This window comes from Streptomyces sp. NPDC041191 (genome assembly GCF_055591945.1).
This window is the reverse complement of sequence record NZ_JBVIZC010000005.1, coordinates 220,126-235,434: the sequence shown is the minus strand read 5'-3', so window position 1 is coordinate 235,434 and position 15,309 is coordinate 220,126. Positions and strand designations below refer to the sequence as shown.

The following is a 15,309-nucleotide window of genomic DNA, read 5'->3' as shown; positions in this document are numbered from 1 at the left end:
GGCCGGAAACGGACCATGGGGTCGTCGTCACCGACGACCACCATGTGTCCAAGGGAGTTCACCCAGATGATTCCGCGCCTTCCGCGCCGCCGACCCGCCGCCGTGGTCCTGCCGCTGTCCGCCGCGCTCGCCCTCGCGGTGGTCGGGGGCACGGCGGACGGGGCGTCGGCGCACCGCGGCCACACCGGCCCCGCCGGCCGCGTCGTCTCCACCGCGACCCTGCCCGACATCCCGCTGGCCGCCTTCAGCAACGGCCTGGTCCGGGGCAGCGTCACGGACGACCGGGGCGTGGACCTCGGCGGTATCGGCAGCGACCTCTACCCGGCCGGGCGGCGCGGCGAGTACTGGACCGTCACCGACCGGGGCCCCAACGGCCAGATAGCCGTCGGCAAGGACAAGCGCCGCACCTTCCCCGTGCCCGGCTTCGACCCGGCCCTCGTGAAGGTCCGCGCCACCGGCGGCCGCCTCCGGGTCCTGGAGGCCGTCCCGATCACCACCACCCACGGCGCCCCCGTGACCGGCCTGCCCAACCAGCCCGGCCGCGACGAGGCCCCGTACACGTACGACGCCTCCACCCCGCTCCCGTACAACCCGAACGGCCTCGACACCGAGGGCATCGTGCGGGACCGGGACGGCGGTTTCTGGCTGGTGGACGAGTACGGCCCCTCCCTCGTGCACGTCTCCGCGAAGGGCCGGGTCCTCGCCCGCCACGTCCCGAAGGGCCTGAACCTCACCGGCACCGACTACCCGGTGGTCGAGTCGCTGCCCGCGGTCTTCCTCCAGCGCAAGGTCAACCGCGGCTTCGAGGGCCTCGCGCTGCTCCCCGGCGGCGACCTCGTCCTCGGCCTGCAGAGCCCGCTGCTCAACCCCGACAAGGCCGCGGGCGAGGAGTCCCGCACCACCCGCCTGCTGCGCTTCTCCCCGCGCGAGAACCGGATCACCGCCGAGTACGCCTACCGCTTCGACCCGGTCGGCACGGTCGAACCCGGCCAGACCAAGACCTCCGAACTGAAGCTGTCCGCGCTCGTCGCGCTCGGCGGCGACCGCCTCCTCGTCCAGGAGCGCACCGACAAGGCCGCCCGCCTCTACGAGGTCCGCCTCCGCCGCTCCGACGACATCCTGGGCTCCCCCTGGGACACCGCGAACGCGCCCACCCTGGAACAGCTCGACGACCGGGCGGCGGCGCGCGTGGTCCTGAAGAAGGACCTGGTGATCGACCTCAACACGGTGAAGGGCGTCCCCGGCAAGATCGAGGGCGTCGCGGTGGAGGGCCCCTCGACCCTGGTCCTGCTCAACGACAACGACTTCGGCATGACGGACGGCCCCGGGGCCTTCGACGCCCAGGGCCGCCTGGTCGACAGCGGCGTGGAGACCACCCTCGTCGAGGTGAGGCTGAACCGCCCCGTCCGCTGAACCGGGCCGTCCGCTGAACCGGACGGTCGGCCGAACCGGGCCTTCGCCGAACGGCGCCCGTCGTACCGGCCGCCGTCCGCCACCACCGCGCGGGGACGCCTCCTACCGCGAGGCGCCCCCGCGCAGCGGATCGGGCAGAGGCACGACACGGGCGTCGGCCCCGCCCGCGTCCAGCCGGCGCAGCAGCAGGCTGGCCTCGGCGGGCACGTGGGGCGCGTCGAGGAGCGCACGCACCTCAGCGAGACCGCCGTGCTCCGCCGCGTACCTGGCGAACACCGCAGGGGCCAGTGCCCACAGCTCCATGCGGGGGGACCACTCGTTGCTGGGGACAGTGACGTCGGCCTGGGGACCACCCCCGCATGCGCGGGGACCACCTGGTACCTGCCCGAGGGCGGAACCTCGATGATGGGACCACCCCCGCATGCGCGGGGACCACGATCCGTTCGGCGCGCACGGTGGCCAGGACGCGGGACCACCCCCGCATGCGCGGGGACCACGTATCTGGTCGACGGCGTCCGGCGACAGGGCCGGGACCACCCCCGCATGCGCGGGGACCACCCCGGCGTCTGGGTGGCACCGATGGTGGTCTCGGGACCACCCCCGCATGCGCGGGGACCACTCAACTCGTTCTCCCTTCCCAACAGCCGAGAAGGGACCACCCCCGCATGCGCGGGGACCACGCCCGCGCCCACAAGTACGCCCTCCTGCTGAAGGGACCACCCCCGCATGCGCGGGGACCACAGGACCCGACCTGCGGCTTCACAAGCAAGGACAGCGGATTTTACCCACTTTACCAAGGACCGACTTAACGCGGATAAGGGATTTAAGGCGCATCCCCATACCTCCTTCCCCTCGCCCGGCCGGCTCGTTCCCCCGTTCTGTCCCGCCCCGTTCCGCTCCGCCCGAGACAGCTCGATCCGATCGTAACGGGCCTCCCCCGAGGCGGTATTGGCCAGGAGCAGCCGACCGGTGGAAGGCGAGGCCCACCCCGGTGCGCCTCGACGGCACGGCCGGGGCGGGGGAGCGGAGAGGGGGTTCCGTCCACCGGGCCCGCTGGTGGACGGGGTCCGGTTCACCGCAGGGTGAGCGGGGTCTCGGACGTGACGCGGGTCAGTTTCTCGGGGTTGCGGACGTAGTACAGGGCCGTGACGCGGGCGTTCTCGACCCGGATCGTCATGACGCCGTCGAACTCCCCGTCCAGGAGGACGGCGAGCGCCGGGCTGCCGTTGACCTCGGTGGGTTCGCAGGTGACCGTGAACCCGGCCCTGCGGGAGCCGCCGAGGTAGAAGCGGGCCACCTTGTCGGCGCCGACGACGGGCCGTACCGCGGCCCGTTTGACGCCGCCGCCGTCGCTCACCAGGACGACGTCGGGGGCGAGCACGTCGAGGAGGCCCTGGAGGTCCCGCATCTCGAGGGCGCGCCGGAACGACTCCGTGGCCTCCCGGGCCTCGCGCGGGGAGACCACCCGGCGCGGGCGGCGCGCGTCCACGTGCAGGCGGGCCCGGTGTGCGACCTGGCGGACGGCGGCGGGGCTCTTGCCGACGGCGGCGGCGATCTCGTCGTACGCGACGTCGAAGACCTCGCGCAGGACGAAGACGGCGCGTTCGGTCGGCGACAGCGTTTCGAGGACGAGCATCATCGCCATCGACACGCTCTCCGCGAGTTCGACGTCCTCGGCCACGTCCGGTGCGGTGAGCAGCGGTTCGGGCAGCCACTGGCCGACGTACGCCTCCCGGCGGCGGCTCGCCGCGCGCAGCCGGTTGAGTGCCTGCCGGGTCGTGATCCGGACCAGGTAGGCGCGCCGGTCGCGGACCCGCTCCGGATCGACCTCGATCCAGCGCAGCCAGGTCTCCTGGAGGACGTCCTCGGCGTCGGCCGCCGAGCCCAGCATCTCGTACGCGACGGTGAAGAGCAGGTTGCGATGGGCGACGAACGCCTCGGTCGCGGGATCGGTCGCGGGAGCGGTGGCGCGATCACCCGTGCCCGTGCCCCTGCCCCTGCCCGTGTCCGTGTCCGTGTTCATGTCGTGTTCTTCGCGCTTCCCGCCGTACGTCTCCTCGTCCGTTCCCTCCGTGCCCGGCTCCGCGTCCTTCACGTCCGATCCCGTCCCCTTCATGCCCGGCTCCGCCCGTCGGCGCCCTCCCGGAGGGCGTCCGCGCCGCGATCCTTCTCCCGGAGGGGCGCGGGGACAAGCTCCGCCTCTCCGGCCCGCAGCAGCCGGCGGCGCCTCGTGCCGCCCGGGAGGCGGTGCAGGCGGTACGAGCCGGGCTCGGCCGCCTCACCGGCCAGGTGCTCGACGACGCCCGCGCACACGGTCTCCTTGAGCTTCGCGCCGGGACCGCCGTCGATGTGGAACCACATCGCGGTGTCGTCGCGGGCGAACTGGAAGATGCCGTCGTGCCGGCCCAGGCTGACGCACTGCCCGGCGAACAACTCGCGGAGCGGGCCGGGCCGTTCCCCCGCGATCCGGGCGAGCACCGTGTCGGCGGCCCGCGCGCCCAGCGGGATCGCGGCCTGGCAGCTCATCCGCAGTGGCAGGCCCGACGGTGCCGCCGAGTCCCCGGCCGCCACGACGCGCGGGTCGTCCACGCTGGTCAGCGTCTCGTCCGTGAGCAGCCGGCCCAGGGCGTCGGTGCTCAGCCCGCTGCGCGCCGCCAGGTCCGGCACGCCGAACCCGGCCGTCCAGACGGTCACCGCGCTCGGCAGCTCGCGGCCGTCGGCGAGCCGCACGGCGTCACGGGTCACCGCCGTCACCCTCGTACCGGGCCCGTCGAGCACGGTCACCCCGAGCCGGGCCAGCCGCCGGGCGACCGACCGCCGGCCCCGGGGGTGCAGGTACGGTCCGAGCGCCCCGCCGCAGACCAGGGTCACGGCGCGCCCGGCCTCCGCCAGTTCGGCGGCGGTCTCGATGCCGGTCGGGCCGCCCCCGACCACGACCACCCCGGCCGTCGCGGGCGCCGCGCCGAGCGCGGGCCGCAGCCGTTCCGCCTCCTCCAGGGAGGCGAGGGGAAGGGCGAACTCGGCCGCCCCGGGCACCCGGGGGCCGGCGCTCCCGCTGCCCACCGCGTAGACCAGGTAGTCGTAGCCGACGGTCCCGCCGTCCGCCAGCGTCACGGTGCGTCCGGCCGCGTCGATCCGTACCGCCGTGTCCACCACCAGCCGGACCCGCCCGTTCAGTACTTTCCGGTACTCGACGACGGCCTCGCCGGTCCCGCCCACCAGCTGGTGCAGGCGTACCCGGTGCACGAACGAGGGGCGGGGGTTGACGAGCGTCACCGCCACGTCGCCGCGCAGCGTCAGGCGGTTGGCCGCCATGACACCGGCGTACCCGCCGCCGATCACGACCACGTCGGTGTTCTTCGCGTTTCCGGTGTTCTCGCTCATGGTGTCTCCTCCGCTCCAGGGGGTTCGGCATCAAGACACCACCCGGCCGTTCCCTGTGACGGGGAGTGGCGCGGATCACTCCGGCGGACGCGGACGCCCCCGTCCCCCCCGTACCCGCCACGGCAGTCGCGACCGCCGTGGCCGCCGCGACAGTCGCGACCGCCGCGGCCCGGCCCCGGTGCAGGCGGGGGCCGGGCCGCTCGGGGTTTCCGGGCGGGCCGTTACTCCGGCATGAGGACGGTGTCGACGATGTAGACGTTGGCGTTGGCCGTCCTCACGTTGCCGCACACGACCTTGGAGGTGTCGTTGACGGTGTAGTCCTCACCGGAGCCCTTCGTGGTGATCATGCCCTTCTGGAGGGTCCCGAAGGAGCCGTTCTCCAACTGCTTCGGGGCGAGCCTCTCGCCGACGACGTGGTAGGTGAGGATCTTGGTGAGCGTGGCCTTGTCGGCGAGGACCTTGTCGAGGTCGGCCTTCGGGATCTTCGCGAAGGCGTCGTTGGTCGGCGCGAAGACCGTGATGTTCTGCGCGTTGTTGAGCGTGTCGACGAGACCCGCCTGCTTCACCGCCGTGACCAGGGTGGACAGGGCCGGGTTGTTCGACGCGGCGGTCGCGACGGGGTCCTTGGCCATCCCGTCGAAGGAGCCCGCCCCGTTCTTCGGCACGCCGGCGCAGGCCGGACCGAAGGGCTCGTCCATCGCCGTCGCGTCCTTCTGCGGGGGCGTGCCGGTGGCCGGGTCGGCGGTGGCCGAGGCGGGGGGCGCGGCCTTGGTGTCGCTGCCGGAGTCCGAACAGGCGCTGAGCGAGAAGGGGAGGACGACGGCGGCGGTCACGGCGAGCGCGCCGTGGCGGATGCGCAGGGTGTTCATGCGAGTTGCTCCTCGGTGTTTTCCTCGCCCCGGAGGGCTCCGGGGCGGAAGCCGGGCGGCTTCCGGTGGATCGGGGTGCTGCTGTCCGACCGGCGCGTACGGGGCCGGTGCGGTGGTTCGGAGGCGGTCCGGTGGTGGACCGGAGGGGGGCTGACGGGGGTCTTGTGGCGGACCGGAGGGGGGCCGATGGCGGTCCGGCGGCGCCCGGGGGTGGCTCGGCGCCGGTCTAGGTCACGGTGACGAAGACGCTGTGCCGGCCGCTGGCGCCGTCGGGGACGGTGCCGGTGCGTCGTGCGGTCTGGACCTGCCCGGTGCCGTCGACGGCGCGGACGGTGATCGTGTGACCGCCGGGGGTGGCGTTCCAGCGGTGGGACCACTGGCGCCAGGTGTCGGCGGTGTCCTGCGCGGCGAGCTCGGCGTCCTCCCAGGGGCCGTCGTCGACCTGTATCTGGACGCGGTCGATGCCGCGGTGCTGGGCCCAGGCGACACCGGCGACCGTGACCGTGCCGGCGGCCGGGCGGGCGAAGGGCCTGGGGGTGTCGATCCTGGCCTGGGTCTTGACCGGCGCCCGGCGGGCCCAGCCGCGCTTCACCCAGTACGGGTCGTAGGCGTCGAAGGTGGTGAGTTCGATGTCCTCGATCCACTTGCAGGCCGACACGTAGCCGTACAGGCCGGGCACGAGCATGCGGACGGGGAAGCCGTGCTCGAAGGGGAGGGGTTCGCCGTTCATGCCGACCGCGAGCATCGCGTCTCGCCCGTCCATGACGTCCTCCACCGGCGAGCCGAACGTCATGCCGTCCACGGAACCGGCCACGAGCTGGTCGGCCCTGCCGCCCTTCGACGGCGGCCTCACCCCGCACTCCGCCAGCAGACCGGCCAGGGGGACGCCGAGCCAGCGGGCGTTGCCCGCGTAGGGACCGCCGACCTCGTTCGACACGCAGGTGAGCGTGATGTCCCGTTCGACCAGGGGGCGGGCGAGGAGGTCGGCGAGGGTGTAGACGCGGGCGCGGGAGACGCCCTCGCCGTGGATCCGCAGCCGCCAGGCGCCGGCGTCGACCCTCGGGACGACGAGGGCGGTGTCGACGCGGTAGAAGTCGGCGTTCGGCGTGACGAAGGGGCCGGCGCCGGGGACCGCCGACCGGGCGCCCGCGGGCGGCGCCGGGGCGGGCGAGGCGGGCGGGGGCAGGACGAGGTCGTCGCGCGAGGCGACGGCGCTCCGGGCCTGCCGTCCGCCGAGGAGCCGGCCGAGAACGCCGGCGCCCGCGGACGCCCCGGCCGTGACGGCGGCGGCGGTGAGGAAACCGCGCCGGTCCCAGCCGCCCCCGCCGCCCCCGCTTTCCGGCGGGGCGGTGCCGGCTCCGGGGGACGCCTTGGCCGCCAGCGGGTACAGGGCCGCGGCCCCCGCCAGGGCGCCGATCACGGACGGCAGTACGTCGAGGGGGCCGGCGTCCGGGCGGCTCAGGGCCGCCACCGCCCCGACCGGGCCGAACAGCAGGATCACGGCCGCGCACGCGCGCCGGTGGCGCGGGGCCGCCAGGCCCAGGCCGGTCGCGACGAGGGCGAGGACGGCGAGGATGCCGAGCAGCAGGACCGTCTTGTCGTCCTCGCCGAACGTGCGGATCGCGAAGTCCTTCACGGCGGCCGGTGTCCTGTCGATCACCGCCCCGCCCACCACCGTGACCGGCCCGGCCGCCGGACGGACGAGACCGGCCACCAGCTCGGCCACGGCCAGCGCGCAGGCCCCCGCGACGAGACCGGCCGTGGCGCCGGGCCACGCCCTGCTGATGATGGTGCGGAAGTTGCTCACGGAGGGGATTCGGAGACCACCGTGCCGCGGATGGGTCCCTCATCCGAAGGAGTGGTAGTCGTCATGTTCCTTGACAACGGGGTCCGTTGGGAGCGGCGAGAGTCGTCAGGAAGGGCGGGACCCGTCGGGAGCGGCGGGAGCCGTCGGGAACGGGGAGGCCCGTCGGGAACGGCGGGACCCGTCGGGAACGGTGGGACCCGTCAGGAACGGAGAGGCCGTCAGGAACGGAAGGAGCCACGCACCGCGCGGGAGAGTGGGAAGGGGCTGCGGGCGGCCGTGGTACCGGCCACCCGCAGCCGACCCCTCCCGGAGTACGGCTCTGCGTGCGGAAGCGGCCCGGCGCCGCTTCCGCCCGTACCCCGGTGGGGCCACCGGCCCGCCCCACCCCCATGGGGTACGGTCCGGAGTCCTGTACTGCCGGTCGGGCGCTCCCGGGGCACCGCCGAACGCGGGGTCCGGCGGACCGGCGACGCCGGCGGCGGTGCCGCGGGCGCCGACCGGGGCGGGGACGGGGACCGGGACCGGGACGCGGGGACCGACACCGGGACTTCGCGGCGGCCCCGCACCCGGTTGGGTCCGAACGGCCGCGTTCCCCCGATCGGACGAGCGGCGGACCCGATAGTGACGAAACGGCACCCATCCGCACGCGTGCCCGCTCCGAAGAACGTGCACAGACACCCCGGCTCCGAGCACCGGGCGCCCGCCCCGCCCGCCGACCAGGGCTCCAGAGACGAAGGACCAGCATGCGACGGACCGCCCCGCCCCGACCGGCCCCGCCCGACGGCCCCGCCAGGGCGTGTTCCGGCACACGCCCCGGGCCGCACCCGGCGGAGGACATCCGGTGAACGGCCCCCTCCCCTTCCGCCGCACCGCGGGGAGCGCCGCCGCCCCCGAACTCCCCGAGGTCATGCGGCGGGTCGCCCAGGGCGACAAGGAAGCCTTCTCCGTCCTCTACGACGCGCTCGCCCCGACGGTCTTCGGAATCGTGCTCAGGATCGTGCGCGACCCCGCGCAGTCCGAGGAGGTCGCCCAGGAGGTCATGATCGACCTGTGGCGCCGGGCGGCCCGTTACCGGAGCGACGCCGGACCGGTCACCGCCTGGGCCGCCACCATCGCCCACCGCCGGGCGGTGGACCGGGTCCGCTCCGCCCAGGCCGCGACCGACCGCGAACACGCCCGGGCGGTCCGCGACCACCACACGCCCTACGACGACGTCGCCGAGCAGGTCGAGACCCGGCTGGAGAGCGAGCAGGTCCGCCGGTGCCTGCGCGGCCTGACCGAACTCCAGCGCCAGGCCGTCACCCTGGCTTACTACGGGGGTCTCACCTACCGTGAGGTCGCCGAGACCCTGCGCGCTCCTCTTCCCACCATCAAGACACGCATGCGCGACGGGCTCGTCCGGCTCCGCGACTGCATGGGGGTGACCACGTGAAACACCACGCGTCCGACATCCACACCCTCGCCGGCGCCTACGCCCTCGACGCCCTCGACACCGGGGAGACCGGCGCCTTCACCCGCCACCTCGACCGGTGCGAGGCGTGCCGGCACGAGGTGGCGGAGTTCCACGCCGCCACCGCCCGCCTCGCCGCCGCCACGGCCAAGGAACCTCCCGCCGCGCTGAAGCGGCGCACCCTGGACGCCGTCGACGGCGTCCGGCAGCTGCCCCCGCGGCTGCACGCCCCGCCCACGGCGGCGAGCACCGGCGCTCGGCTGCGCCGCAGGGCCCTGCCGCTGGGACTCGCGGCGAGCCTCGTCACCGCCGCGGTCCTCGCCGGACTCGCCGTCCGGCAGCACCAGGAGGCCGACCGGGCACGGCAGGAGGCCCGGCAGGTCCGGCAGAGCCTCGACGCCCTCAGCGGCGTCCTGGCCGCGCCCGACGCCGGCACCGTCCACGGCAGAGCCGCCAACGGCGCGCTCGCCACCCTCGTGAGCTCCAGCAGCCGGAACGAGGCCATGTTCACCGCGACCGGTCTCCCGGCCCCCGCGCCGGGCAGGACCTACCAGCTGTGGCTCCAGCACGACGGCACCATGCGACCCGCCGGCTTCGTCCGCGGGGACGGTTCCGTCCTCGTCGACGGCGATCCCGCCCGCGCCACCGCCCTCGGCCTCACCCTCGAACCCTCCGGAGGCTCCCCCCGGCCCACCACCGTCCCTCTTCTCGTGCTGAGGATGCCCGCCTGAGGCCCCCGTGGCCGGGCGGGACGGGCCGACGGTCACCGACCGCCGCCTCCGGGGGTGAACGGGCCGGTCGCGGGGGCCACGCACTTGTCGACGACGGTCTCCCGGCCGGCCGCCGTGCCCTTCAGGCAGAGCCGTCCGCCCTTCTCGCGCAGGTCGAGGAAGAACTGCGTGGTCGCACCGGACTGCTTCACGTCGTGGACGCGTTCGCCGGCGTAGCCGAGGCCGTTCAGGATCGCCCCGACCTTCGCGGGGGTGGGGCTCGCCAGTTCCAGGAGGGCATCGGCGATGCGCTCCTCGTGAAGGTTGCTCGCGCACCAGTCACGCGCGTTCAGCTTCACGTCCGGTCCCGCCGCGGGCGCGGTCGGCACGAGCGCGTCGGCCGGCGCCTCCGTTCCGGGCGGTGCCGCCGCCGGGCTCGGAGGCGCCCCGGCCGGGGAGCCCGGAGGGGGGCACGACCGCTCGATCCGCTCCTGGATCTCCGCGAGGGCCGGAGCGGGCCGCCGGCTTTCCACGGCCTCCGTGCGCACGGTCGGCTCTCCGCCGGCGGTCGTCTTCACGGTGCCGCACGCGCCGAGGGCCAGTACGGCGAGAGCCGTCATGGCCGGGGTGAGCCGGGGGCGGCGCGAGGAACGGGCGAACGGGCGGGCCGGGGAGGACAGTCGTCTCATGTGCACAGCTTCTGATCGGACCGCCCCGCCCCCGTGAGTACGCGTACTCACGGGGGCGGGGACGGGCACTCAACCTCGACGGGACGCGCCCCCGGGCTCCAGCGGGCCGCACCGGGAACGGCGAGCGCCCGCACCCCGGTCACTCCGGCAGCAGCCGTTCCAGCATGAACCGCGACGCCGGGTCGGGAGTGATGGTCAGCGACTGGACGCGGTAGCGGCCCGGCGGCAGTTCGACGCGAAGCGTCTCCGGCTGCCGCCGTGCGTCCCACAGGGAGTCGAGGATCCTGTCGGCCTCGTAGGCGGCGTCGGTCAGGACGTACCGCCCCCCGAGTTCGAGGGAGAGGGCGTCCTTCCATCCGTCGGCTGCCATGGCGGCGTGGACCACGGGCAGCAGTCCCGTGTCGTCGTCGGCGTAGCACCAGCGTGCGAATGTGAGGGGTTCGGCGAGCCAGGTGACGGACAGCGGCTCGGCACCGAGCGTCAGGACGTCGCGGCCGACCAGCCGCAGGGCCGAGACGTACTCGTCGATCACCTCGTCGGCCTCGGTCCCTTCCCATGTCGGGAGGAGTTCCTCCGGGATGAGCGCGTAGCGGGCGAAGTCGGTGCCGTCGAGCCAGGTAGCCATGCGGCGGATCATCACACCCGCGTCTGACAAGCGTCGAGTGCGGCCGCGAGATGGGATCAGAGGGGCTCGGCCGTACCCGGCCCCTCTACTGTGCCAGTTCGCCGGAGACATAGGGAGGAGAAGCCCAGGGCTGGAGACGGCCTTGCAGCCAGTCAACGTAGACGACTGCCCAGAACCCCGACCTCGTGGAGGCGCCCTGTACGGGCAGCGCGACCAGGAGCCCTCCCTCTTGCACCCGATGGACTGGGGCGCCCCCGCCATCTGGCAAGCGACGAGGGTTACTCCACGTCGACCCCGTATCCACGTACGAGGGTCTCCAGACCATGGTCGTAACCCTGGCCGACGGCGCGGAAGCGCCACCTCGGGCCCCGGCGGTAGATCTCGGCGAGGAGCAGGGTGCGTTCGCTGGTGGCGGCGTCCAGAGTGGCCTGGGCCGTGGCCGGAGCGTCGACGTCCGGTGCGAGGGTCACCTGGACGGCTCCGATGTCCCCGAAGGTGGCGGCACCGTCGATGGCGGCGGCGATCGCGATCCTGTGGGCGGCGGGCGGCAGCGCCGCGAGGTCGACGGCGATGGTCTGCTCCGTCGGGCCGTCGCAGAGGAGACGGATGGCTCCGTCGGGGCTTTCCGGCGCGCTGTAGAAGACGAAGTCCCCGTCGCTGGAGACCTGCTCGTCCTCGTCGAGGACGAAGGCGACGACGTCGATCTCGCAGTTCGTCTGTTGCGCCCAGGAGGCACTCACGTGCCAGCGGCCGGCGGTGGGGAGGGTGGGGAGATCGATGACTCCGCCGCGCGGCAGGACGTCGGTCGTCGCACCGCCCTGGGCGGGGACGTCGGCAGCCTCGGAGGCGGGGGATCCGAGCCATCCGTGCGCGTGGATCGGAAGCCTCAACGCGGTGATGCGGGTCATGCGGCGGTCGAGTTCGCCCCCGGGAAAGAGGACGACGTCGGTGACGCTCGCCGAGAGGTTGATGGCGGCGGCCCCACCCAGCTCGACGACCCTGGCCCGGGCTGCGGACGCCTCCTCGTGGGTGCCGCCAAGGATCAGTACCCGCCGACGGCCGAACGGCTTGGCGGAATGCTTGGGCTCGGGTCGCCTGGGCGCCGGCACGTCAGCGACAGCTGTGGTCGCAGCGGGGGTCGGCGTCGGCGTGGTGGGCGGTGTGGCCGGGGCCGCCGCTTCCGGGGTCTTCTTCGGAGTCTGATTCTCGTGCGGTGTTCCGGAACGCACCTCCCCCAGCAGCTTGAGGAACGCGTGCTCGTCGATGACCGTGACGCCTTCGGCGATCGCGCGCCGTGCCTTTGCCGAGCCCGAGGCCGCGTCGTTGGTGACGAGAGCACTGGTGTGCCGACTGACCGACGACATGATGTTCAGGCCCGCGGCGACGGCCCGGGCCACCAGCTCGGCCCGGGAGGTCGCGGTCTCGCCCGTGATGGCGATCTTCATGCCCTGGACGAGCGGATCGCCGGGTGTCAGGCGACCCGGATTTCGGTAGGTGCACGGGGTCTTCGGCGGATTCGGCGCGAACTGGGGATCCTGCCGGGGAGGGCAGGGCACCAGCGGCAGCGGGAGGTCCAGCCGTGCGGCTTCGGAGAGGGAGGAGCGGAAGATTCCCGCGAGGACGCGCGTGTCGTCCAGCGCGTCATGAGCGCTGGTCTGCGGCACGCCGTAATGGGCGGCCAGCGACGCCAGGCTGAGGTCGGCGGCGGGCGGTTCCACACGCCGGTTCAGGGCCAGGGTGCACAGCCGCTGGGTGACCGGGAGATAGAGCCGGGCGCGGGCGAACTCATGGGCCAGGAAGTCATAGTCGAACTGTGCGTTGTGGGCCACCATGACGCGGTCCTGCAGGAGCGCTCCGATCCGTCCGGCCACCTGCTCGAAGGCCGGGGCGCCGCTCAGCCGTTCCGGGGTCAGGCCGTGGATGTGCACGGGGCCGGGGTCGCAGCCCGGGTTCAGCAGGGTGGAGTACGCGTCGGTCTGGCTCCCGTCCGGCCCGAAGGTCAGCACCGCGATCGAGAGGATCCGGTCGCGCCGGGCGATCAGGCCGGATGTCTCGACGTCGACCAGAGCCCAGTCGTACGCGTAGTCGGGCAGGTGTGACACGTCGAGCGTGGCAGCGAGAGACATGACGGTAAGGATGATCCCGGCATGATCGCGGCTTCAACCCGAATGGCGATTTGTCCCCTTGGTCCTGTCGAGAGATCGTCTCGAAGCTTCGGGCCGTTTTCGGACCGAACGGCGCGAAGATCACTTCTGGCCGGTTCCAGCCAGACAGGGCGAGCCGTCCGGGCCGTCTCCCCGGCGATCCCGCTACCGACCGAAAACCACACCTGACCAGCAAAAAGGCCCCTCCCGGAGGAGGGGCCCGCTGTGCGCCCCCGGCAGGACTCGAACCTGCGGCCAAGTGCTTAGAAGGCACCTGCTCTATCCACTGAGCTACGGGGGCCGGGTGGTGATCGTGCGGCGGGAGCCCCTGGTGGGTGGGGTGGGGCCTCGCCGGGACAAGGATAGGGCTCCGTTCGCCTTGGCCCGGTTGCTTCACCTGCGTGGCACGATGTGGAGGTTCGGTGAAGCGGAACGATAATCGCAGGCAGGTGCGATTCGCGCAGCGCTTTTCGCATCGCTCGGGGCGGGTGTTGTGCACTCGTTATGCCCGGGGTTCCGGTCGCCGTCCTTTTCCTCGGCGCGCAGGGCCCCCATACGCTTCAAAAACACTCATAAATTGGGCATTCTTCGCATGTGGTGACCTTGGACGAACGGCCTCAGCTGATCGACGCACTTTCCGCCCTGCGCGACCGTGTCGCCGCCGTGCGTCTCCCGCTCCCCCTCCCCGACGCACCACGCGCCCGCCAGAACCGGACCGAACTGCTGGCCCAGCTCGACGACTACCTGGTCCCCCGCCTGAAGGACCCCGGCGCCCCGCTCCTCGCCGTCGTCGGCGGTTCCACCGGGGCCGGGAAGTCCACGCTCGTCAACTCCCTTGTCGGGCGGCGCGTCAGCGAGGCCGGGGTGCTCAGGCCCACCACCCGGACGCCCGTCCTCGTGTGTCACCCCGAGGACCACCACTGGTTCGCCGGAACGCGCGTCCTCTCGCAGCTCACCCGCGTGTGGCTGCCCCAGGCCGACGAGGACCACCCCGTCGAGGAACCCGCTCCCGAGGAGAACGCCCTGCGCGTCGAGACGGCCGCCGCCGTGCCCCGGGGCCTCGCCCTGCTCGACTCGCCCGACATCGACTCCCTCGTCGTGGAGAACCGTCTCCTCGCCTCCGAGTTGATGTGCGCCGCCGACATCTGGGTCATGGTCACCACCGCCTCCCGGTACGCCGACGCCGTGCCCTGGCACCTGCTCCGTACCGCCAAGGAGTACGACGTCACCCTCGTCACCGTCCTCGACCGCGTCCCCCACCAGGTCATCGGCGAGGTGTCCCGCCAGTACGGGGCGCTGCTCGACAGGGCGGGGCTCGGCGACGTGCCCCGCTTCACCATCCCCGAGCTGCCCGAGTCGACCGGCGGCGGCAGCGGACTGCTGCCCGACAGCGCCGTCGCCGCCCTGCGCGGCTGGCTCGCCCACCGGGCCGGGGACCCCGCCGCCCATCAGCAGGCCGCCGACCGGACCGCCTCCGGCGTCATCGACTCCCTCGACACCCGGCTGCCCGAGCTGGCCGGCGCGGTCGCCGCCCAGTACGCCGCCGCCGTCCGCCTCGGCGGCGTGGTCGAGACCGCCTACCGCGAGCAGGGCCGACGCGTGCGCAAACAGCTCGGCCGCGGCGCCGTCCTCGCCGGCGACGCCCGCACCCGCTGGCGCGCCTACCCCCGCGACAGCACCTCCGAGGAGCTCCTGGACGCCCTGGCCGAATCCCTCGCCGCCCTCCTCCACTGCGCCGTCTCCGCCGCCGAGGAGCGCGTCCGGGACGGCTGGCGCCACGAACCCGCCGCCGACGCCCTCGGCCCGGTGCGGAGCTGCGCCGACCGGGAGACCGGGGAACGGATCGGCGTGGAGGTGCGCCGCTGGCGCCGCGTCCTCGAAGAGCTGGCCGAGGAGGAGGTACGGAACGTCGAACGCCCCGCCGGCGCCCGCGGCGTCCTCCCCGAGGCCGACACCGTCGCCGCCCTTCTCGCCGCCTCCCTCCTCGGCGGACGGCGCGCCCGGCCCGCGGGCGAACGCCTCGCCGAACTCCTCGGCGCCCGGACCGCCCTGCGACTGCGCGACAAGGGCGGCGAACTGGTCCTCGCGTACGTCGACCGCGTCCTGCACGCCGAGCGCGACCGGCGTCTCGCCCCCCTCGACGCGCTCGACGTGACCCCCGAGCCGCAGGCGGAGCTGATCGCCGCGCTCTCCGTACTGCAGAAGGAGAAATGACGTG

General features: G+C 73.7%; 12 protein-coding genes, 1 tRNA gene and 1 CRISPR repeat array. Of the genes, 4 read left to right on the top strand and 9 right to left on the bottom strand.

Annotated elements, in window-relative coordinates; translation table 11 throughout:
* Positions 1 to 66: 66 nt before the first annotated feature.
* Positions 67 to 1,413: an esterase-like activity of phytase family protein gene (locus ACZ6AQ_RS12210; RefSeq protein WP_468759508.1), complete on the top strand. Its 1,347-nt coding sequence runs from the start codon at positions 67 to 69 to the stop codon at positions 1,411 to 1,413.
* A gap of 102 nt (positions 1,414 to 1,515) precedes the next feature.
* Here ACZ6AQ_RS12210 and ACZ6AQ_RS12205 read toward each other — a convergent pair whose 3' ends face one another.
* The 5 genes from ACZ6AQ_RS12205 to ACZ6AQ_RS12185 all read right to left on the bottom strand — a co-directional run bounded on the left by ACZ6AQ_RS12205 (position 1,516) and on the right by ACZ6AQ_RS12185 (position 7,482).
* Positions 1,516 to 1,716 (bottom strand): hypothetical protein, encoded by a 201-nt coding sequence (locus tag ACZ6AQ_RS12205; RefSeq protein ID WP_468759507.1) that lies wholly within the window; start codon positions 1,714 to 1,716, stop codon positions 1,516 to 1,518.
* A 42-nt stretch (positions 1,717 to 1,758) separates the two neighbouring features.
* Positions 1,759 to 2,154: direct repeats of the CRISPR family, unit length 29 nt; unit sequence GGGACCACCCCCGCATGCGCGGGGACCAC.
* A gap of 331 nt (positions 2,155 to 2,485) precedes the next feature.
* Positions 2,486 to 3,436 carry an RNA polymerase sigma-70 factor gene (locus ACZ6AQ_RS12200; RefSeq protein WP_468759814.1) on the bottom strand — a complete coding sequence of 317 codons (951 nt, stop codon included), beginning with the start codon at positions 3,434 to 3,436 and terminating at the stop codon, positions 2,486 to 2,488.
* An 89-nt stretch (positions 3,437 to 3,525) separates the two neighbouring features.
* Complete coding sequence (locus tag ACZ6AQ_RS12195) at positions 3,526 to 4,797, bottom strand: NAD(P)/FAD-dependent oxidoreductase (protein ID WP_468759506.1); 1,272 nt, start codon at positions 4,795 to 4,797, stop codon at positions 3,526 to 3,528.
* 221 nt (positions 4,798 to 5,018) lie between these two features.
* A complete protein-coding gene (locus tag ACZ6AQ_RS12190) occupies positions 5,019 to 5,666 on the bottom strand; it encodes a fasciclin domain-containing protein (protein ID WP_468759505.1) in 648 nt (215 codons plus the stop codon).
* Between the two features lie 226 nt (positions 5,667 to 5,892).
* Positions 5,893 to 7,482: a molybdopterin-dependent oxidoreductase gene (locus tag ACZ6AQ_RS12185; protein WP_468759812.1), complete on the bottom strand. Its 1,590-nt coding sequence runs from the start codon at positions 7,480 to 7,482 to the stop codon at positions 5,893 to 5,895.
* A gap of 832 nt (positions 7,483 to 8,314) precedes the next feature.
* On the opposite strand from ACZ6AQ_RS12185, the gene sigK reads away from it, so the two are divergent.
* Entirely contained in the window at positions 8,315 to 8,905 is a 591-nt protein-coding gene (gene sigK / locus ACZ6AQ_RS12180) for an ECF RNA polymerase sigma factor SigK (protein ID WP_468759504.1), read from the top strand.
* A complete protein-coding gene (locus ACZ6AQ_RS12175) occupies positions 8,902 to 9,654 on the top strand; it encodes an anti-sigma factor (protein WP_468759502.1) in 753 nt (250 codons plus the stop codon). The genes sigK and ACZ6AQ_RS12175 overlap by 4 nt, the downstream gene beginning before the upstream one ends.
* 32 nt (positions 9,655 to 9,686) lie before the next feature.
* Here ACZ6AQ_RS12175 and ACZ6AQ_RS12170 read toward each other — a convergent pair whose 3' ends face one another.
* From ACZ6AQ_RS12170 to ACZ6AQ_RS12155, 4 genes are all read right to left on the bottom strand, one after another.
* Entirely contained in the window at positions 9,687 to 10,322 is a 636-nt protein-coding gene (locus tag ACZ6AQ_RS12170) for a hypothetical protein (protein ID WP_468759500.1), read from the bottom strand.
* A 139-nt stretch (positions 10,323 to 10,461) separates the two neighbouring features.
* Positions 10,462 to 10,947: an Imm21 family immunity protein gene (locus ACZ6AQ_RS12165; RefSeq protein ID WP_468759498.1), complete on the bottom strand. Its 486-nt coding sequence runs from the start codon at positions 10,945 to 10,947 to the stop codon at positions 10,462 to 10,464.
* A 278-nt stretch (positions 10,948 to 11,225) separates the two neighbouring features.
* Positions 11,226 to 13,073 (bottom strand): TerD family protein, encoded by a 1,848-nt coding sequence (locus ACZ6AQ_RS12160; protein WP_468759496.1) that lies wholly within the window; start codon positions 13,071 to 13,073, stop codon positions 11,226 to 11,228.
* Between the two features lie 246 nt (positions 13,074 to 13,319).
* A tRNA-Arg gene (locus ACZ6AQ_RS12155) sits at positions 13,320 to 13,392 on the bottom strand.
* 293 nt (positions 13,393 to 13,685) lie between these two features.
* Between ACZ6AQ_RS12155 and ACZ6AQ_RS12150 the strand changes: the two genes are divergently transcribed.
* Positions 13,686 to 15,305 (top strand): dynamin family protein, encoded by a 1,620-nt coding sequence (locus ACZ6AQ_RS12150; protein ID WP_388693022.1) that lies wholly within the window; start codon positions 13,686 to 13,688, stop codon positions 15,303 to 15,305.
* Positions 15,306 to 15,309: the final 4 nt, after the last annotated feature.